Origin of the sequence: Streptomyces sp. NPDC091287 (assembly GCF_044768525.1) — a bacterium.
Classification (GTDB): domain Bacteria; phylum Actinomycetota; class Actinomycetes; order Streptomycetales; family Streptomycetaceae; genus Streptomyces.
In genome coordinates, this window is sequence record NZ_JBIVUV010000001.1 from 533,300 (window position 1) to 551,604 (window position 18,305).

17 protein-coding genes are annotated in these 18,305 nt (G+C 72.2%); 8 read left to right on the top strand and 9 right to left on the bottom strand.

Going from position 1 to position 18,305, the window contains the following annotated elements; all coding sequences use genetic code 11:
- Nucleotides 1-24 precede the first annotated feature (24 nt).
- Nucleotides 25-921, bottom strand: a complete 897-nt coding sequence (locus ACIQRW_RS02275; RefSeq protein WP_361330402.1) for a LysR substrate-binding domain-containing protein — start codon at nucleotides 919-921, stop codon at nucleotides 25-27.
- A gap of 132 nt (nucleotides 922-1,053) precedes the next feature.
- Between ACIQRW_RS02275 and ACIQRW_RS02280 the strand changes: the two genes are divergently transcribed.
- Genes ACIQRW_RS02280 through ACIQRW_RS02290 form a run of 3 tightly spaced genes read left to right on the top strand, consistent with a single transcriptional unit; the run spans nucleotide 1,054 to nucleotide 4,416 of the window.
- Complete coding sequence (locus ACIQRW_RS02280) at nucleotides 1,054-1,722, top strand: succinate dehydrogenase (RefSeq protein ID WP_403753478.1); 669 nt, start codon at nucleotides 1,054-1,056, stop codon at nucleotides 1,720-1,722.
- Between the two features lies 1 nt (nucleotide 1,723).
- The gene (locus ACIQRW_RS02285; protein WP_403753159.1) at nucleotides 1,724-3,673 is read left to right on the top strand and encodes a fumarate reductase/succinate dehydrogenase flavoprotein subunit; all 1,950 of its coding nucleotides are present in this window, start codon (nucleotides 1,724-1,726) and stop codon (nucleotides 3,671-3,673) included.
- The gene (locus ACIQRW_RS02290; RefSeq protein WP_007451460.1) at nucleotides 3,670-4,416 is read left to right on the top strand and encodes a succinate dehydrogenase/fumarate reductase iron-sulfur subunit; all 747 of its coding nucleotides are present in this window, start codon (nucleotides 3,670-3,672) and stop codon (nucleotides 4,414-4,416) included. Before ACIQRW_RS02285 ends, ACIQRW_RS02290 begins: the two co-directional genes overlap by 4 nt.
- 76 nt (nucleotides 4,417-4,492) lie before the next feature.
- On the opposite strand, the gene uvrA is transcribed toward ACIQRW_RS02290, so the two are convergent.
- The 3 genes from uvrA to ACIQRW_RS02305 all read right to left on the bottom strand — a co-directional run bounded on the left by uvrA (nucleotide 4,493) and on the right by ACIQRW_RS02305 (nucleotide 8,538).
- Nucleotides 4,493-6,907, bottom strand: coding sequence for an excinuclease ABC subunit UvrA (gene uvrA / locus ACIQRW_RS02295; protein WP_403753163.1), 2,415 nt, complete (start codon nucleotides 6,905-6,907; stop codon nucleotides 4,493-4,495).
- 103 nt (nucleotides 6,908-7,010) lie between these two features.
- Complete coding sequence (locus ACIQRW_RS02300) at nucleotides 7,011-7,445, bottom strand: nuclear transport factor 2 family protein (RefSeq protein WP_403753165.1); 435 nt, start codon at nucleotides 7,443-7,445, stop codon at nucleotides 7,011-7,013.
- Between the two features lie 40 nt (nucleotides 7,446-7,485).
- On the bottom strand, nucleotides 7,486-8,538 hold the full coding sequence (locus ACIQRW_RS02305) for an MsnO8 family LLM class oxidoreductase (RefSeq protein WP_403753167.1): 1,053 nt from the start codon (nucleotides 8,536-8,538) through the stop codon (nucleotides 7,486-7,488).
- 114 nt (nucleotides 8,539-8,652) lie between these two features.
- Here ACIQRW_RS02305 and ACIQRW_RS02310 point away from each other — a divergent pair, with 114 nt between their 5' ends.
- Nucleotides 8,653-9,141 carry a hypothetical protein gene (locus tag ACIQRW_RS02310; protein ID WP_403753170.1) on the top strand — a complete coding sequence of 163 codons (489 nt, stop codon included), beginning with the start codon at nucleotides 8,653-8,655 and terminating at the stop codon, nucleotides 9,139-9,141.
- Here ACIQRW_RS02310 and ACIQRW_RS02315 read toward each other — a convergent pair whose 3' ends face one another.
- Nucleotides 9,142-9,357, bottom strand: a complete 216-nt coding sequence (locus tag ACIQRW_RS02315; RefSeq protein ID WP_018955713.1) for a dodecin — start codon at nucleotides 9,355-9,357, stop codon at nucleotides 9,142-9,144.
- 203 nt (nucleotides 9,358-9,560) lie between these two features.
- On the opposite strand from ACIQRW_RS02315, the gene ACIQRW_RS02320 reads away from it, so the two are divergent.
- The 3 genes from ACIQRW_RS02320 to ACIQRW_RS02330 all read left to right on the top strand — a co-directional run bounded on the left by ACIQRW_RS02320 (nucleotide 9,561) and on the right by ACIQRW_RS02330 (nucleotide 12,807).
- Nucleotides 9,561-10,817 carry an extracellular solute-binding protein gene (locus ACIQRW_RS02320; RefSeq protein WP_403753173.1) on the top strand — a complete coding sequence of 419 codons (1,257 nt, stop codon included), beginning with the start codon at nucleotides 9,561-9,563 and terminating at the stop codon, nucleotides 10,815-10,817.
- Nucleotides 10,818-11,092: 275 nt separating this feature from the next.
- The gene (locus ACIQRW_RS02325) at nucleotides 11,093-11,929 is read left to right on the top strand and encodes a GNAT family N-acyltransferase (protein ID WP_403753176.1); all 837 of its coding nucleotides are present in this window, start codon (nucleotides 11,093-11,095) and stop codon (nucleotides 11,927-11,929) included.
- The gene (locus tag ACIQRW_RS02330; protein WP_403753179.1) at nucleotides 11,926-12,807 is read left to right on the top strand and encodes a lysophospholipid acyltransferase family protein; all 882 of its coding nucleotides are present in this window, start codon (nucleotides 11,926-11,928) and stop codon (nucleotides 12,805-12,807) included. The genes ACIQRW_RS02325 and ACIQRW_RS02330 overlap by 4 nt, the downstream gene beginning before the upstream one ends.
- On the opposite strand, the gene egtD is transcribed toward ACIQRW_RS02330, so the two are convergent.
- From egtD to egtA, 4 genes are read right to left on the bottom strand one after another with little or no spacing between them, the layout of a single operon-like run.
- Nucleotides 12,750-13,712, bottom strand: a complete 963-nt coding sequence (gene egtD, locus ACIQRW_RS02335; RefSeq protein WP_403753182.1) for an L-histidine N(alpha)-methyltransferase — start codon at nucleotides 13,710-13,712, stop codon at nucleotides 12,750-12,752. The genes ACIQRW_RS02330 and egtD overlap by 58 nt on opposite strands.
- Nucleotides 13,709-14,464 (bottom strand): ergothioneine biosynthesis protein EgtC, encoded by a 756-nt coding sequence (egtC, locus tag ACIQRW_RS02340; protein ID WP_403753184.1) that lies wholly within the window; start codon nucleotides 14,462-14,464, stop codon nucleotides 13,709-13,711. The genes egtD and egtC overlap by 4 nt, the downstream gene beginning before the upstream one ends.
- Nucleotides 14,464-15,867 (bottom strand): ergothioneine biosynthesis protein EgtB, encoded by a 1,404-nt coding sequence (egtB, locus tag ACIQRW_RS02345; protein WP_403753187.1) that lies wholly within the window; start codon nucleotides 15,865-15,867, stop codon nucleotides 14,464-14,466. The genes egtC and egtB overlap by 1 nt, the downstream gene beginning before the upstream one ends.
- On the bottom strand, nucleotides 15,864-17,249 hold the full coding sequence (gene egtA, locus ACIQRW_RS02350; protein WP_403753190.1) for an ergothioneine biosynthesis glutamate--cysteine ligase EgtA: 1,386 nt from the start codon (nucleotides 17,247-17,249) through the stop codon (nucleotides 15,864-15,866). Before egtA ends, egtB begins: the two co-directional genes overlap by 4 nt.
- A 146-nt stretch (nucleotides 17,250-17,395) precedes the next feature.
- Here egtA and ACIQRW_RS02355 point away from each other — a divergent pair, with 146 nt between their 5' ends.
- Nucleotides 17,396-18,217: a TIGR02452 family protein gene (locus tag ACIQRW_RS02355; RefSeq protein ID WP_403753193.1), complete on the top strand. Its 822-nt coding sequence runs from the start codon at nucleotides 17,396-17,398 to the stop codon at nucleotides 18,215-18,217.
- Nucleotides 18,218-18,305: the final 88 nt, after the last annotated feature.

The following is an 18,305-nucleotide window of genomic DNA, read 5'->3' on the forward strand; positions in this document are numbered from 1 at the left end:
GGAGAATCCTTCGCGCCCGGCCGGTCAGCCCGAGGCCGGCCGGTGCTCCAGCAGCATCCGCTGGAGCTCGCGCGCGGCCCGGGGCGGAGCCACGTCGCTGCGGTGCGCGAGGGCGATCGTACGCCGCAGCCCGGCCCCGGCCAGCGGAGTCCTCCGCAGGTCGCTGCCCGCCCGGGCGGCGGCCATGCTCGGCACCACGGCGATGCCGAGCCCCGCCCGTACGAAACCGAGCACCGCGTCCATCTCGCCGCCCTCGACGGTGAACGTGGGCTCGAAGCCCTCCGCGCGGCACGCGGCCACGGTCAGCTCCCGCAGGTTGTACCCGTGCCGGAACATCACCAGCGGCGCCCCCTCCAGATCCGCGATCCGGATCCGGCCGCCCCGCCCCGGGGGCGGCTCCGCCGCCGAGGACACCACCACCAGGTCCTCGTGCAGCAGTTCCACCGTGGTCAGCGCGGGGGAGGCGGCCGGCATGGGCAGCACCACCAGCGCCAGGTCGAGCGCGCCCCGCGCCAGCTGACGCACCAGGTCGTGCGAGCCGCCCTCCTCCAGCAGCAGCCGCACCCCCGGATGCCGGTCGTGGAAGGCGCGCAGCATGTCCGGCAGCAGCCCGGTGCACAGGCTCGGCGTCGCCCCCAGCCGCACCCGGCCGCTGCGCAGCGAGACCAGCTCCTGGACCTCCTGCCGGGCCGTCTCGGCGTCGGCGAGGATCCGCCGGGCGAGCGGCAACAGTGCCTCGCCCGCGTCGGTGAGCGCGATGTTGCCCCGGGCCCGGCTGAACAGATCAGCGCCCAACTCCGTCTCCAGCGCCCGGATCTGCTGGGAGAGCGAGGGCTGCGACACATGCACCGCCTCGGCGGCCCGGGTGAAGTGCCGGGCCTCGGCGACGGCCACGAAGTAGGTGAGCTGTTGGAAGTGCACCGTTCGACCCTACCGACTGTCGATAGCGAATGCCTATGGAGATGAGCCAGACCATGTCTTGGACTGATTGGGCCGTTCGCCCCTATCGTCGTGTCCATGGCATTGGCAACGCGGACGGACCGACGGCCGTCGATGACGCGTACGCTCTGGAACTCGACCGTCGGCAAGAAGACGATCATGGCCGTGACCGGTCTGGTCATGCTCGGATATCTCGTCGCCCACATGGTGGGCAACCTGAAGATCTTCTTCGGACCCGACGAGTTCGACGGGTACGCCCACTGGCTCCGCACCATGGGCGAACCGGTACTGCACTACGAGTGGGCGCTGTGGCTCGTCCGGGTGGGGCTGGTCGCGGCCGTCGTGCTGCACGGCGTCTCCGCGTACCAGCTGAGCCGGCGCGACATCAGGGCGCGCCCGGCCAAGTACGTCCACAAGAAGCCCCGGGCGAGCTACGCCACCCGGACCATGCGCTGGGGCGGGATCATCCTCGCGCTCTTCATCGTCTGGCACATCCTCGACCTGACGACCGGCACCGTGCACACCAGCTTCGAGGCCGGGCACCCCTACCAGAACGTCATCGACACCTTCTCGACCTGGTACGGCAACGTCATCTACATCGTCGCCGTGCTCGCCATGGGCCTGCACGTCCAGCACGGCTTCTGGAGCGCCGCGCAGACCCTGGGCGTCGGCAACGCGACCCGCGACCGCATCCTGAAGACCCTCGCCAACCTCCTCGCGGCAGTGCTGACGGTGGGCTTCATCTCCGTACCCGTCGCCGTCATGACCGGAGTGGTGAGCTGATATGCCCGACTACACGCAGTACGCAACGGGCGAGCCCGTGGTCGACACGAAGGCCCCCGAGGGCCCCGTCGCCGAACGCTGGGACACCCGCCGCTTCCAAGCGAAACTCGTGAACCCCGCCAACCGGCGCAAACACACCGTCATCGTCGTCGGCACCGGTCTGGCCGGCGGAGCGGCCGGCGCCACACTCGCCGAACAGGGCTACCACGTCGTCCAGTTCTGCTTCCAGGACTCACCCCGGCGCGCCCACTCGGTGGCCGCCCAGGGCGGCATCAACGCCGCGAAGAACTACCGCAACGACGGCGACTCCATCCACCGGCTGTTCTACGACACCGTCAAGGGCGGCGACTTCCGCGCCCGGGAGTCCAACGTCCACCGGCTGGCGCAGATCTCGGTGGAGATCATCGACCAGTGCGTCGCCCAGGGCGTCCCCTTCGCCCGTGAGTACGGCGGCCTCCTCGACAACCGCTCCTTCGGCGGCGTCCAGGTCTCCCGTACGTTCTACGCGCGCGGCCAGACCGGACAGCAGCTCCTCCTCGGCGCGTACCAGGCGCTGTCCCGACAGATCGCGTCGGGCGGCGTCGAACTCCACGCCCGCACCGAGATGCTGGACCTGATCGTGGTCGACGGCAAGGCGCGCGGCATCGTCGCCCGCGACCTGGTCACCGGGAAGATCGACACCTACTTCGCCGACGCGGTCGTCCTGGCCACCGGCGGTTACGGCAACGTCTTCTATCTGTCGACCAACGCCATGAACTCCAACGCCACCGCCGTCTGGCGGGCGCACCGACGCGGCGCGTACTTCGCCAACCCCTGCTTCACCCAGATCCACCCCACCTGCATCCCGCGCACCGGCGACCACCAGTCCAAGCTCACGCTGATGAGCGAGTCGCTGCGCAACGACGGCCGCATCTGGGTCCCCAAGGCCAAGGGCGACGACCGCCCGGCCAACCAGATCCCCGAGGACGAGCGCGACTACTACCTGGAGCGGATCTACCCCGCCTTCGGGAACCTGGTGCCGCGCGACATCGCCTCCCGCGCCGCCAAGAACGTCTGCGACGAGGGGCGCGGCGTCGGCCCCGGCGGACAAGGGGTCTACCTGGACTTCGCCGAGGCCATCGGCCGGATGGGCCGCAAGGCCGTCGAAGCCAAGTACGGCAACCTCTTCGACATGTACCAGCGGATCACCGACGAGGACCCCTACACGGTCCCCATGCGGATCTACCCCGCCGTGCACTACACGATGGGCGGCCTCTGGGTCGACTACGACCTCCAGACCACCATCCCCGGCCTCTTCGCCATCGGCGAGGCGAACTTCTCCGACCACGGGGCCAACCGCCTCGGCGCCTCCGCCCTGATGCAGGGCCTCGCCGACGGCTACTTCGTCCTGCCCTCCACGATCAACGACTACCTCGCCCGCAATCCGCACACCGACACCGTGGACGCGGCGCACCCCGCCGTCGCGGAGGCCGTGGCGGAGACCGAGGACCGGATCAACCTGCTGCTCTCCGTCGACGGCGACCGCACCCCCGACTCCTTCCACCGCGAGATCGGTGAACTCATGTGGGAGTACTGCGGGATGGCCCGCACCGAGGACGGTCTGCGCAAGGCGCTCGCGAAGATCCCGGAGATCCGCGAGGAGTTCTGGCGCCGCATCAAGGTCCCCGGCACCGGCGAACAGTTCAACCAGTCACTGGAGAAGGCGAACCGCATCGTCGACTACCTGGAGCTCGCCGAGCTCATGTGCCTCGACGCCCTGCACCGCGCCGAGTCCTGCGGCGGCCACTTCCGCACGGAGTCCCAGACCCCGGACGGCGAGGCCGAGCGGCGCGACGAGGAGTTCTCCTACGCCGCCGCCTGGGAGTTCACCGCCACCGGCGGCGCCCCTGTCCTGCACAAGGAAGACCTCGTCTTCGAGTACGTCCACCCCACCCAGCGGAGCTACGCATGAAGCTCACCCTGCGCGTCTGGCGCCAGCGGAACGCCGAAGAGCCCGGCGCCATGGCCACCTACGAAGTCGACGGCATCTCCGCCGACATGTCGTTCCTGGAGATGCTCGACACCCTCAACGAGGAACTCACCCTCGCCGGGGACGAGCCGGTCGCCTTCGACCACGACTGCCGTGAGGGCATCTGCGGCGCGTGCAGCCTCGTCATCAACGGCGACGCCCACGGCCCGGAACGCACCACCACCTGCCAGCTCCACATGCGGTCCTTCGCCGACGGCGACACGATCGACATCGAGCCCTGGCGGGCCTCCGCCTTCCCGGTCATCAAGGACCTGGTCGTGGACCGCTCCTCGTTCGACCGGATCATCCAGTCCGGCGGCTACATCTCCGCCGCCACCGGCACCGCCCCGGACGCCCACGCCACCCCGGTGCCCAAGCCGGACGCCGACTTCGCCTTCGAGCACGCCGAGTGCATCGGCTGCGGAGCCTGCGTCGCCGCCTGCCCCAACGGCTCGGCGATGCTGTTCACCTCGGCGAAGGTCAACCACCTCAACGTCCTGCCGCAGGGCGCACCCGAGCGCGAGACCCGCGTCCTGGACATGGTGGCCCAGATGGACGACGAGGGCTTCGGCGGCTGCACCCTGACCGGCGAGTGCGCCACGGCCTGCCCCAAGGGCATCCCGCTGCCCTCGATCGCCGCGATGAACAAGGAGTGGTTGCGGGCGACCCGCAAGGTCCGCCGCTGACACGGGTGTTGATCCCGGGCGTTGATCCCGTACGGTTCCGGAGCCGTACGGGATCGACGTCATGTCCGCCGTCGGCTCAGCGCCGCAGCGCCTTCGCCAGATACGGCGCCGTACGGCTCCCCGCTCCGCGCGCCACCTCCGCCGGGGTGCCGGACGCGACGATCCGGCCGCCCCGGTCACCCCCCTCGGGCCCCAGGTCGATGACATGGTCCGCGCCCGCCACCACGGCCATGTCGTGCTCCACGACCACCACCGTGCTCCCGGCGTCGACCAGCGAGTGCAACTGCCGCATCAGCACCTCCACATCGGCCGGATGCAGCCCCGTCGTCGGCTCGTCCAGCAGATACAGCGTGTGCCCGCGCCGGGTGCGCTGGAGCTCCGCCGCCAGCTTGATGCGCTGCGCCTCGCCGCCGGACAGCTCCGTGGCGGGCTGACCGAGCCGCAGATAGCCGAGGCCCACGTCCAGCAGGGTGGTCAGCGCGCGCTCGGCGGCCGGCGTCCCGGCGAAGAACGACGCCGCCGACTCCACGGTCAGCTCCAGGACCTGAGCGATCGTCAGGCCGTTCAGCGTGACGTCCAGGGTCTCCGGGTTGTACCGCGCGCCGTGGCAGTCCGGACAGGGCGCGTAGGTGCTCGGCAGGAACAGCAGCTCCACCGAGACGAACCCCTCGCCCTGGCAGGTCTCGCACCGCCCGCCGCTCACGTTGAACGAGAACCGCCCCGCCGTGTACCCCCGCTCCCGCGCCGCGTCCGTCCCCGCGAAGAGTTTCCGCACGGCGTCGAACAGGCCGGTGTACGTGGCCAGATTGGACCGGGGTGTACGGCCGATGGGCTTCTGGTCGACCTGGACGAGCCGGTCCACCGCCTCCAGACCGGTGGCCGCCGCGCAGTACCGGGCACCCGGCCCGGGCTCCTCGCCCGCCTGCCGGTCCGCCAGTACCCCGGCGAGCACCTGGCCGACCAGGGTCGACTTGCCCGAGCCGGACACCCCGGTCACCGCCGTGAACACCCCGAGCGGGAACGCCGCGTCGACGCCCCGCACGTTGTGCCGCTCCACGCCGGAGAGCCGGATCCACCCGCTCGGCGCCCGCGGCTCCCGTACGGGCGCGGGCCCCTCCTCGAACAGGAACCGCCGCGTCGCCGACTCCGGCACCCGGGCCAGGCCCTCGGGCGGCCCGCTGTGCAGCACCCGCCCGCCGTGCTCGCCGGCCAGCGGACCCACGTCCACCAGCCAGTCCGCCCGCCGCACCACGTCCATCTGGTGCTCCACCACGAAGACCGAGTTCCCGGCCTCCTTCAGCCGGCCCAGCACCCCGAGCAGCGCCTCGGTGTCCGCCGGGTGCAGCCCGGCCGACGGCTCGTCGAGGACGTAGACGACGCCGAAAAGCCCCGACCGCAACTGCGTTGCCAGCCGCAGACGTTGCAGCTCGCCCGAGGACAGCGTCGGGGCCGTCCGGTCCAGGCTCAGATAGCCGAGCCCCAGCTCCGTCACCGTCCCGATCCGCGCCAGCAGATCGCCTGTCAGCACCCGGGCCGTCTCCTCGCCGCCCGCCCCCGCGCCGGACAGGACCTCGGCCAGTGCGGACAGCGGCAGGCCGGCCAGCTCCGCGATGGTCCGCCCCGCGAAGGTCACCGCCATCGCCTCCGGCCGCAGCCGGCTCCCGCCGCACACCGGGCACGGGGCGCTGGTCAGAAAGCGCTCCGCCTTCGCCCGCAGGGCCCGGCTCTTGGTATCGGCGAAGGTGTGCAGCACATAGCGCCGTGCACTCATGTACGTGCCCTGGTAAGGGCGTTGGATCCGTCCCGCGTCCCGCACCGGATGCACCGTCACCACCGGCTGCTCGTCGGTGAACAGGATCCACTCCCGGTCCTTCTCGGGCAGCTCGCGCCACGGCCGGTCGACGTCGTGGCCCAGCGCGTCCAGCACATCGCGGAGGTTCTTGCCCTGCCACGCCCCGGGCCACGCGGCGATCGCACCCTCCCGGATCGACAGCGAGGGATCCGGGACGAGCAGCTCCTCGTCCGTCCGGTGGATCCGGCCGAGCCCGTGGCACTCCGGGCACGCCCCGACAGCGGTGTTGGGGGAGAAGGAGTCCGAGTCCAGCCGCTCGGCCCCCGGCGGATAGTCGCCCGCACGGGAGAAGAGCATGCGCAGCGAGTTGGAGAGCGTCGTCACCGTCCCGACGGAGGACCGGGCCCCCGGGGCGGAGCGCCGCTGCTCCAGCGAGACGGCGGGCGGCAGCCCGGTGATCTCCCCGACGGCGGGCGCGCCCACCTGATGGATCAGTCGCCGGGCGTAGGGGGCCACGGACTCGAAGTAGCGGCGCTGGGCCTCCGCGTAGATCGTTCCGAAGGCGAGCGAGGACTTGCCGGACCCGGACACGCCCGTGAACACGGTCAGGGTGTCGCGTGGGATGTCGACCCGGACGTTCTTGAGGTTGTGCTCGCGGGCGCCGCGCACGCGGACGTACGGATCGTGGGGGGAGTGCATGGGGCTCGGCTCCGTACGGGTCGGTTCTGACGCCTGGTGGGACAAACAGTCCGATTCTAGGCGTCGGCGCCGACGGCGGGCCCCCGGGATCCGGCGCCGCGCCTCACGGTGTGCAGGCACGGGTGACGGCCTCGGTGTCCCAGTAGAACGGCCGCACCTCGGTGATCCGGCCGTCCCGGACGGTGAGGGTCTGCAGGATGGGGAACGTCAGCTCCCGCGCGGTCGCCCGGGACACGGCGCGGACGATCGTGCGCACCACCGAGGTCTCCCCGGTGGCCAGAAAGTCCTGTTCCACCAGCTCGAACTCGGACCAGGTGTCGCTCATCGCCCGGAAGAACCGCTCCATGCCGAGATGCCCGCGCCAGACTCCGCCGTACGGGAGCCCAGCCGCCTGATGCAGGACCACATCGGGTGCGAACCAGGGCGCCAGGAGGTCGAAGGAGGCCGTGCCCGGTCCGCCGGCCGCCAGATAGCGTGCTTCGGCCGTGTACATGGCGGTGAGGACCGTCCGGGAGTCCGTCGTGGGAGAGTGCGTCATGCCTCCCAGCGTTCCCGATCCTCGCGGGCGCGTCCGGCGGCTATCGGACGTCGAGGCTCCGCAGCGGGACCCGTTCGTCGGCCCGGTCCCGGGGCCGGACGATCCGGGAGAGCCGCCGCAGCGAGTCCACCAAACCCTCCCGGTCGTACGTACTGGTCGTGACGAGCACCTCGTCCGCCCCGGTCTCCTCGATCGCCCGCTCCAGCTGACCTGCCACCTGGTCCTCGGTGCCGTGGACATGGCCGTCCAGCCCCCGCTCGTACAGCCTCCGTTCCTTGGCCGTCATGGCGAGGGCCTCGACGCGCTCGGCCGGGGCCAGCGGCGGAAAGTCTCCGCGCGTACGGGAGTACGCCATGGCCCATGCCTCCGGTACGAGCAGTCGGCGGGCCGCCTCCTCGGTGCCGGCGACGGCCACCGTGCCCGCGACGATCACCTCGGGCCGCTCGGCGCGGGCGGAGGGGCGGAAGTCGCGGCGGTAGACCTCGATGGCGCGCAGCACCTTCTCCCGGCCGCGCAGATCGCCGATGACGAGGGGGAGCCCGGCGGCCGCGGCGACCGACGCGCCCTCCCCGATCGCCAGGACGTACGCGGGGATGCGCAGGCCCTCCGCCGGACGGGCGTGCACCCCGGGGTGGGCCCCCTGGGTGCCGTCGATCCAGCCGAGCAGTTCGGCGAGCCGGCCGGGGAAGTCCTCGGCGTCCTCCTTGCCGTGGCCCAGCGCCCGGCGGACACCGTCGGTGAACCCCACGGAGCGGCCGAGCCCCATGTCGATTCGGCCGGGAAAGAGGGAGGCGAGCACCCCGAACTGCTCGGCGACGACCAGCGGCCGGTGGTTGGGCAGCATCACCCCGCCGGTGCCGACCCGGATGGTGGAGGTCGCGGCGGCGACGGCGGCGGCCAGCACCGTCGGCGCGGACCCCGCGACCCCCGGCACGCCGTGGTGCTCGGAGACCCAGAAGCGGTGGAAGCCGAGCGCCTCCGCCTCCCGGGCCAGGTCGACGGTGTCGCGCAGCGCCCGGGAGGCGTCGTGCCCCTCACGGGTGCGGGAACGGTCCAGGACGGAGAAGCGGGTCGAGGCGATCACAGAGCTCACGCTCCCTTCAACACCGCCGCTCTCCCAGGATTCCCGCGAACGCCGCGGCTCTCCCAGGATCTCCGCGCGACGGCGGCCGACGCCGGGGGCCGACGCGCTTCCTAAGCTGGGGGAGTGGACAACGACGCACGGCCGCTGGCCGTATTCGACCTGGACGGCACGCTCGCGGACACCGCCCACCGGCAGCACTTCCTGGAAGGCCCGCAGCGCGACTGGGCCGGCTTCTTCGCCGCGGCCGTGGACGACCCCCCGCTCGCGGAGGGCGTACGCATGGTGCTCGCGAGCGCCGAGGAGTGCCGCATCGTCTATCTGACCGGACGCCCCGAGCGGTGCCGACGCGACACGGTGCGCTGGCTGAGCCGTCAGGGACTGCCCGAGGGCACGCTGTTCATGCGGCGCAACGACGACCGTCGCCCCGCACGCCGGACGAAGCTGGACATCCTCCGGCAGCTGGGGCGGAAGGGGCAGGTGCGCATGCTCGTGGACGACGACGAGCTGGTCTGCGATGCGGCCCAGGTGGCCGGATTTACTGTGGTGCGAGCCCGCTGGGCCGACCCATCGGCGGCGCTGAAAGATGCCCAGGAACGCGAGGGGCGTACCTGATCAGGCGCTTTCGTCGAGCCGGAAGCCCACCTTCAGGCCGACCTGGTAGTGCGCGATTCGGCCATCTTCGATATGGCCCCGAACTTGATTAATCTCGAACCAATCGAGATTGTGCAACGTTTCCGCCGCTCTTGCGACGCCGTTCCGGATTGCCTCGTCGATGCCCTCCTCGGAGGTTCCTACGATCTCGGTGACCCGATAGGTGTGATTTGCCATTGTTTGTCTCCTCTCCTGTGACCACGTTGCCTCAATCCGAGGCCTCCCGCGAGGGGGAGGATGGGGTGAATCGGGGCGGGTGTCCGCCTTGACCTACTGATTGGTCCATACCAAAATTCAGCCAACCACCCGTGCGAGCGCCGCCCGCAATCCCCCCACACCGGGTCCCGATTTCGTCGTGCCGTTTCGCAGAAGGTGACTACGTGAAGAACCGCATACTGGCCGGAGCCATCGCGCTTGTCTCGTCCGTCGCACTCGGCGGATGCGGCTTCATACCGGGCTCGGGCAGCGGTGACCGCACGGTGACGGTCTGGCTGATGAAGGACAGCGTCTCGCCCGGCTTCCTGGACAAGTTCACCCGCTCGTACGAGGAGGAGAACCCCTCGATCGAGCTGGACTTCAAGATCCAGGAGTGGAGCGGCATCGGACCCAAGGTTCTCTCCGCGCTGGAGGGCGACGACGCCCCGGACGTGATCGAGGTCGGGAACACGCAGGTCGCGCAGTACGCGGAGAGCGGCGGCCTGCGCGATCTGACCCTCGAATCGATGCGCGACCTGGGCAGCGAGGACTGGCTGCCCGGCCTGGCCCAGCCCGGCAGCATCAACGGCGTGCAGTACGGCATCCCCTGGTACGCGGCCAACCGGGTGGTGATCTACAACAAGGAGATCTTCGAGGAGGCGGGCGTCGACTCCCTCCCGAAGACGCGCGACGAGTGGATCGCCGCCACCGAGAAGCTCAACGGGGCGGGCAACCAGGGCATCTACCTGGCCGGTCAGAACTGGTACGTGCTCGCCGGCTTCATCTGGGACGAGGGCGGGGAACTCGCCGACGAGAACGGCGGCGACTGGCAGGGCGCCCTGGACACTCCGGAGGCCCTGGCGGGCATGGAGTTCTACCAGGAACTCCAGGCGCTCGGCGACGGACCCACGGACGCCGACGAGGAGAAGCCCCCGCAGACCGACGTCTTCGCCAAGGGCGACGTCGCGCAGATCATCTCGACTCCGGGCAGCGCCGCGCTCATCGAGCAGAAGAACCCCGAACTCAAGGGAAAGCTCGGCTACTTCCCCATTCCCGGCAAGTCCTCGAAAGCACCCGGCTCGGTGTTCACCGGCGGCTCCGACCTCATCGTCCCGAAGAAGGCCGACGAACGCACCGCCGGCATCGCCGTCGTCAAGGCGCTGGCGAGCGAGAAGTGGCAGACGGAGCTCGCCCGGGGCATGAGCTACGTCCCCAACAAGCCGAGCCTCGCCCATGTCATCGAGGGCGACGAGGGCACCGCGGCGATGGCCGAAGGCGCCACCCGCGGCCGCGCCACCCCCAACTCGCCCCAGTGGGCCAGGGTCGAGGCGGAGAACCCGATCAAGCCCTACATGACGGCCGTGCTCGAGGGCGGCGACCCGGCCCGCGAGGCCAAGGCCGCATCCGAGCGCATCACCGCCATGCTCGCCGGCAGCGGCTGATCCCTCCCTGACGGAGTCCACGCGACACGGAGTTCACGCGATACGGAGTCCCCGCGATACGGAGTTCACGCGATACGGAGTCCACACGACACGAAGCCCACACGGCACGGCGTCCCCGGGGCAGCGTGTCCCTGGGGATTCAGCCGTCGCACATCCCCGCTCCCCACAGCGGTCACGTCGAATCCAGCCGGTGACGGAAGAAGTAAGGGGCCGGGCCGTCGCACCCCGCGACAGCCCGGCAGCGCCCCCTCACTCTTCCGTCCCCGGAGACCGCCATGACCGTGCTGCCCGTCGCCCCGCTCCCCGCCTCCGCCCCGCTCCCCGCCTCCGCCCCGCTCCCCGCCTCCGCCCCGGCCTCCGGCCCCGCCGGCGCCCCGGAACCGGCCTACCGGGTCACCCTCGCCACCTGCCAGGAAGACATACGCGCGGCCCAGCGCCTGCGCCACCTCGTGTTCGCCGGGGAACTCGGAGCCCGGCTGGAAGGGCCCGAACCCGGCCTGGACAGCGACGTCTTCGACGCGTACTGCGATCACCTGCTGGTCCGTGAGACCGCCACCGGGGACGTCGTCGCCACCTACCGACTGCTGCCGCCGGACCGGGCCCGGATCGCCGGACGCCTCTACGCGGAGAGCGAGTTCGACCTCACCCGGCTCGCCCCGATCCGCGACGACCTCGTCGAGGTCGGGCGCTCCTGCGTCCACCCCGCACACCGCGACGGCGCGGTCATCGCCCTCGTCTGGGCCGGACTCGCCCGCTACCTGGAGCGCACCGGCCACACCTGGATCGCGGGCTGCTGCTCCCTCCCGCTGGCCGACGGCGGCGCGAGCGCCGCCCGGAGCTGGAACACCGTACGCGCGAACCACCTCGCGCCGGAGAAGTACTGGGTCACCCCGCACCGCCTCTGGGACTCCTCCGCGCACGGCACGGAAGCCGGCTCCCGGGCGGACCTCCCGCCCCTGCTGCGCGGCTACCTCCGGCTCGGCGCCCAGATCTGCGGAGCCCCGGCGTACGACCCCGACTTCAACGTCGCCGACCTGTACGTCCTGCTCTCGCTGCGCCGCACCGACCCGCGCTACCTGCGCCACTTCCTCTCCCTGGCCCCGTTGCGATGAGCCTCTGGCTGCCCGTCGCCCCCTGCACCCCGGACGGCTGCGCCCGGCACACCGGAGCCGTACGCGCTCCGCTGCCTGCCGCCCTCCTGCTGCTGGCCGGCTGCGGACTGGTCCTGCTGGGGGTGGCGTGCGTCCCGCTGGTACAGCTGCTCGGGCCCGTCCCGCGCTGCCGACTGACACGGCGCTGGGCGCGCGCCGTCCCCCGGGCCTTCGGCGTACGCGTCACCGTGCGGCGGCACGCTCCGGAACCCGCCACGGGCGGCGAACTCGTCGTCGCCAACCACATCTCCTGGCTCGACATCCCGCTGATCGCCTCCGTACTGCCCGGCCGGACGGTCGCCAAGAGCGAGATCCGGCGCTGGCCCCTGCTCGGCCCCCTCGCCGCGCTCGGCGGCACCCTGTTCATCGAACGCGACCGGCTGCGCGCCCTGCCCGCCGCCGTACGGGCCGTCGCCGCGGCCCTGCGTTCCGGCTCCCGGGTCGTGGTCTTCCCCGAGGGCAGCACCTGGTGCGGACGGGACGGCGGCGCTTTCCGGCCCGCCGTCTTCCAGGCGGCGATCGACGCCGGTGCGACGGTCCGGCCGGTCCGCATCGCCTACGGCACCGCGGAGCACCGCTCCGGACCGGCCGCGGGCGCCGTCGCGTTCGTCGGGTCCGACCCGCTCACCGCCTCCCTGTGGCGGGTGGTGCGGGCGGCCGGGCTCACCGCCCGGATCGACGTCCTCGCGCCGATCCCCGTGGACGGCGAGGACGGCCGCCGCGCCCTGGCCCGCAGAGCACGAGCAGCCGTCCTCGAACCCCAAGGCCCCCTCCGGCCCCGTCAGACCGCCGTGGCCAGCGACAGGGCGAACCGCCCCGCCGAGTCCGTCCACCACTGAGTCAGCCGCATACCGGCGGCGGTCAGCTCCTCACGGACGTCCTCCTGCCGGAACTTCGCCGACACCTCCGTACGCAGCTCCTCACCGGCCTCGAACGGCACCACCAGGTCCAGCTCCCGGATCTTGACGCTCAGCGCCCGGCGGGCCCGCAGCCGCATCTCGATCCACCGCTCCCGCGGATTCCACACCGCGAGGTGATCGAAGTCGTCGAGCGGGAAATCGGCCCCCAGCTCACGGTTGACGACGTTGAGGACGTTCTTGTTGAAGGCTGCCGTCACCCCGGCCGCGTCGTCGTACGCGGCCACCAGCGTCTCCTCGTCCTTCACCAGGTCCGTGCCGAGGAGCAGCGCGTCACCGGGCGAGAGCAGCGAGCGCACCGACCGGAGGAACGCCGCCCGCTCCTCCGGCAACAGATTGCCGATCGTGCCCCCCAGGAACACCACCAGCCGGGGCCCCGGTGTCCCCGGCAGGGCCAGGCCCCCGGTGAAGTCCGCGATCAGCGCGTGGACGGACAGCCCCGGGTGCTCGGCGAGCAGCGACTCGGCCGCCCCCGTCAGCGCGCTCTCGCTCACGTCCACGGGGACGTAACTGTGCAACTCGGGTAGCACGTCGAGCAGATGACGGGTCTTCTCGGACGACCCCGAGCCCAGCTCGATCACCGTCCGGGCGCCCGACGCCGCGGCGATCTCCTCGGCCCGCGCCTGAAGAATCTCCCGCTCCGCGCGGGTCGGGTAGTACTCCGGCAACCGGGTGATCTCCTCGAACAGCTCGCTGCCGCGGGCGTCGTAGAACCACTTCGGCGGCAGGGTCTTGGGATGCCGGGTCAGGCCGCTGAGGACGTCGGCGCGCAGCGCCGCGTCCGTCGCGTCCACCGGCAGGGTGCGGGTCAGCAGGAAAGGACTCACGCGGTGGGCTCCTTGAGCGGGGTGAGCAGGACGTCCGTGGAGGTCGCGACCAGCAGCGTGCGGTCGGGGACCTCGCGCCAGAGCGGGTCGTCGTCGTACGGCTCCGAGGCGACCGCGGTGCGGTGGCCCGGTGTCGTGAGGTACCAGAGGGTGTCGCCCCAGGCGGTCGCCGTGATCGTCTCCCCGTCGGTGAGGAGCAGATTCAGCCGGGAGCCGGGCGCGGCGGCCGCGACCTCCCGCACGGTCTCCGCGACGGCGCGCGGCACATCGTCCCCGGCGTCGGTCCGGCGGCGGATCAGCGCCCAGATCAGCGCCGAGTCGTTGCGGGCGGCCAGCGACAGGAGCCTCTCGGCGGGCAGGGTGGCGGCCGCGTCGGCGAGTGAGCCGGGCCAGCCCCGCACCATCCCGTTGTGGCTGAACAACTGCCGCCCGGCGGTGTACGGCGCGGCCGCGGCCTCCCCGTCCGCACCCGCCTCGGTGGCATCCCGTACGGCGGCGAGCAGCGCGGTGCTGCGGACCACCCGGGCCAGATCGGTGAACGTCTCGTCACCCCATATCGGTCCCTGACGGCGATAGCGTCCGGGCACCGGGTCCCCGTCCGCGTACCAACCGACCCCAAAACCATCCGCGTTCACCGTGCCGTAACGCTGGCGGCGGGGCGCCCAGGACTGCCGCACCAAAGCGTGCGGAGGCCGTAGCAGGATATCGCCGAGCGCCACCGGCTCGCCCACATAGGCGATGTGACGGCACATCAGGCGACCCTCGCGGTGCGGAATCCGGAGAAGATCTGCCGCCGCACCGGAAGGTCCCAGTTACGGAAGGTGCCCCGGCAGGCGACCTCGCCCACGGCGAACGAGCCGCCGCGCAGCACCTTGTGCCCCGGCCCGAAGAACACCTCCGAGTACGCGCGGTAGGGAAACGCCACGAACCCCGGATAGGGCAGGAAGTCGCTGGAGGTCCACTCCCACACATCGCCGATCAACTGCCCGGCCCCGGCGGGCGAACGGCCCGCCGGATACGCGCCGGCCCGTGCTGGCCGCAGGTGGCGCTGCCCCAGGTTGGCCCGCTCCGGCGTCGGGTCCTCGTCGCCCCACGGGTAGCGCCGGGAGCGGCCGGAGGCAGGGTCGTGGCGGGCGGCCTTCTCCCACTCGCTCTCCGTGGGCAGCCGCCGCCCCGCCCAGCGGGCGTACGCGTCCGCCTCGTACCAGCTGACGTGCAGCACCGGCTCGTCCTCCGGCACCGGCTCGGTCACCCCGAACCGGCGGCGCAGCCACTGTCCCGCCTCCCGCCGCCAGAACAGCGGTGCGGTCAGGCCGTGTTCACGGACCATGGCCCAGCCCTCGGGCGCCCACCAGCGCCTCTCACCGTACCCGCCGTCCTCGATGAAGCGGAGGTAGGCGCCACAGGTGACCGGCGAGGCGTCCAGACGGAACGCCGGCACGTCGCACCGGTGCGCGGGCCGCTCGTTGTCCAGGGCCCACGGCTCGGCGGAGGTCCCCATCGTGAACGGGCCCCCGGGAATCAGGACGTCGTCCCCGAGCGCCTCGGCATCGACGGGCGGGGGCGGCGCGGGCGCGGTGAGCGCGGCGGGGCCCGCGCGCAGCTGATGGGTGATCAACATGGTCTCGTCGTGCTGCTGTTCGTGCTGGGCGATCATGCCGAAGGCGAATCCGGCGCGCTCCAACGGGCGCCCGCCCTCGTGCAGCGGTGCGCCCTCCAGCAGGTCCAGTGCCCGCCCCCGTACGTCGGAGGCGTACGTCCTGGCCTCGGCCGGTGCCAGCAGCGGCAGCGAGGGGCGCGAGGCGCGGGAGTGTTCGAAGGCGTTGTAGAGTCCGTCGATCTCCGGGCGCAGTGCCTCCCGGCCGCCGACGGCGCGCAGCAGCCACTGCTCTTCCTGGTTGCCGATGTGTGCCAGGTCCCAGACCAGCGGCGACATCAACGGGGAGTGCTGAGCGGTCAGTTCGCCGTCGTCCACACTGTCGGTGAGCAGCGCGGTGCGCTCGCGCGCGGACAGCAGCGCGTCGAGGGCGCGCCGCCGCAGCGCCTCCGGATCGACGCCGGGTACGACGGGGAAGCCGGTCGACGCGGTGGAGCCGGCCGGATCGAAGGCGTCGGAGTGCTCGCGGTGCCGGGTGTCTTCACGGTGCTCGGTCATGCGGAGGCCGCCTTTCCGGGACGCGGCGGGGTGTGATCGCCCAGCGGGCTCGGACCGCTCAGGAGGCTCGGACCGGTCAGCACGCTCTGATCGGCCGCCAGGCTCCGCCCGGTCAGGTCGCCGGGCTCGGGCAGGTCATCGGCCGGACATCGACCCCGGGCGACGTAGCGGTCGGTGAAGGCGGCCACGGTGTCGCGCACCGCCCCGCTCGCTCCCATCCGCTCCAGCGCCGGGAGCGCCGCCCCGAAACAGGCGGTGGCCGCGGCCCGCAGCTCCGGGTCGGCGAGCCCTTCGCGGGCGGCCGCGGTCCAGAGCGGATTGCGTGGGGCCGGTGAGCCCGCCGTCTCGGCCAGCGGCTTCACGGTGCGGTACACGGTCTCGGCGGCCTCCGGGTCGTCGAACAGGGCTGTGGCGACGGCGAGCGGCACCAGCCACCCGTCGGGCCCGCTCTGCGCGTCGATCATGCGCAGTTCGAGATGACCGCGCGGCCGGACCGGAGGGAACAGCGTGGTGAGGTGGTAGTCGAGATCGGCCCGCACCGGCGGCCGGGGCGATCCGGTACGGATCCACTCACGGAAGGTCAGCCCTTCCGGCACGTCCCAGGGGCCCTCCTCGCGCCGGATGCACAGCACGGTCGTGTCCAGCACGTGCGCGGCCCAGGCCTCGCGCGGGGCGCGCCCGGAACCCGGCGCCAGGGCCCGGCCCGGGTCCAGATCGGCCCACAGGGACTGCCGGGTGGAGCGCCAGCCGGTCCGGCGGCCCTGCTGGAACGGCGAATTCGCGAACGCGGCCACCAGCACCGCGCCCAGGAGGTGCGCGAGCTGCCAGCGCCGCCCGTAACCGAGCGGCCCCGGCTCCTCCTCGCCCGCGTCCAGGCAGACCTGGACCGACGCGGAGGTGCACATCATCGCCCGCCCCGCCGGCCCCGTACGGTCCAGCGCGGCCTCCATCGCCTCGTAGCGGGGCTCCCGCAGCCTGCGGCGCGGCGCCTGCCACGGGTCGACGCCGAGTCCGACCGGTGCGAGCCCCGCCGCGCCGAGCGTGGCGCGGACCGCCGCCAGATCGGCCGCCGTGGTGTCGACGCACTCCATGAGGGAGCCGGCGGGCTGCGAGCTGAGCTCCAGCTGACCGCCCGGCTCGAACGTCAGCGCCGCGCTCAGCGGCAGTGCGCGGACCGCCTCGACGGCGCTGTCCAGCCGTGCCTGGCCGACCGGAAGGTCAGGTCGTTCCCGGTCGTGGATGAGCCATTCGAGTTCCACCCCGACGATTCGAGGCGGGCCCGTCTTGAAACATATGCCGCGCAGTAAATCCTCTGCCCCGCTCTCGTCGAGGGGGGCGGCGTCCGGGCGCGAGCCGGTTGCGCCGGGAATGTCCAAGCCCATGGGAGCCTCCTTCTCAGCTGCTTACCTACCAGCCAAACCCGTACCCGGAGATCGCACAAGGGTGCCCCCGAGCCAGAAGAATCCGGTTGCGCCCAGGCCGGGTCCCCCGTCAGCATGCCCCGTATGCATCACACGGGGGAGCGCCGGTGAGCGCGCGGCTGCGCGGTATCGCGCGCGGGACGGAAGCGGTCGTCGAGGCCGGGACATATCGCAACGTGGCAGGTCAGGACGTGTCCATCGCACGGGCCGTCGCCGCCGCGCTGTCCGGAACCAGGCTCTACGGGCCGGACCCGGTGCCCGTCGCGGCCCTGGACACCGACCGCACCCCGCGCTTCGAGGTCACCGGCGAGAGCAGCCTCGCCGCGGCCCGCCGGATGACCGGCGAGGCACCCGGCCGGGTCGCCGTCCTCAGCTACGCCTCGGCCCGCAACCCCGGCGGCGGCTACCTCAACGGCGCGCAGGCCCAGGAGGAGGCCCTGTGCCGTGGCTCGGCCCTCCACGCGACCCTCCTGCGCGCCCCCGAGTACTACGCGCACCACCGCGCCGAACGCAGCGCCTTCTACACCGACCGGGTGATCCACTCGCCCGGGGTGCCGGTCTTCCGCGACGACCGCGGCGCCTTCCTGGACGCCCCGTACACCGTCGGTTTCCTCACCTCGCCCGCGCCCAACGCCGGGGTGATCCAGCGGCAGACGCCCGAGGAGGCCCACCGTGTCCCGGCGGCGCTGGCCTCCCGCGCCGAACGGGTGCTGGAGGTCGCGGCCGTACGGGGCTACCGCAGACTGGTCCTGGGGGCCTGGGGCTGCGGGGTCTTCCAGAACGATCCGGCACAGGTGGCGGAGGCGTTCCGGGCGCTGCTCGGCGAGGGCGGCCGGTTCGGCGGCCACTTCGAGCAGATCGTCTTCGGGATCCTGGACCGAGACCCCGAGTCCGCCGTCCGGGCCGCCTTCGCCCGGACCTTCATCTGACCCGGGGACCGGCGTCCGGACCGCGCCCGGCGGGCCTCACCACCGCCCACCGCGCCGCCGCCCCCCGCCGCGTCCACACCGCTCCCCG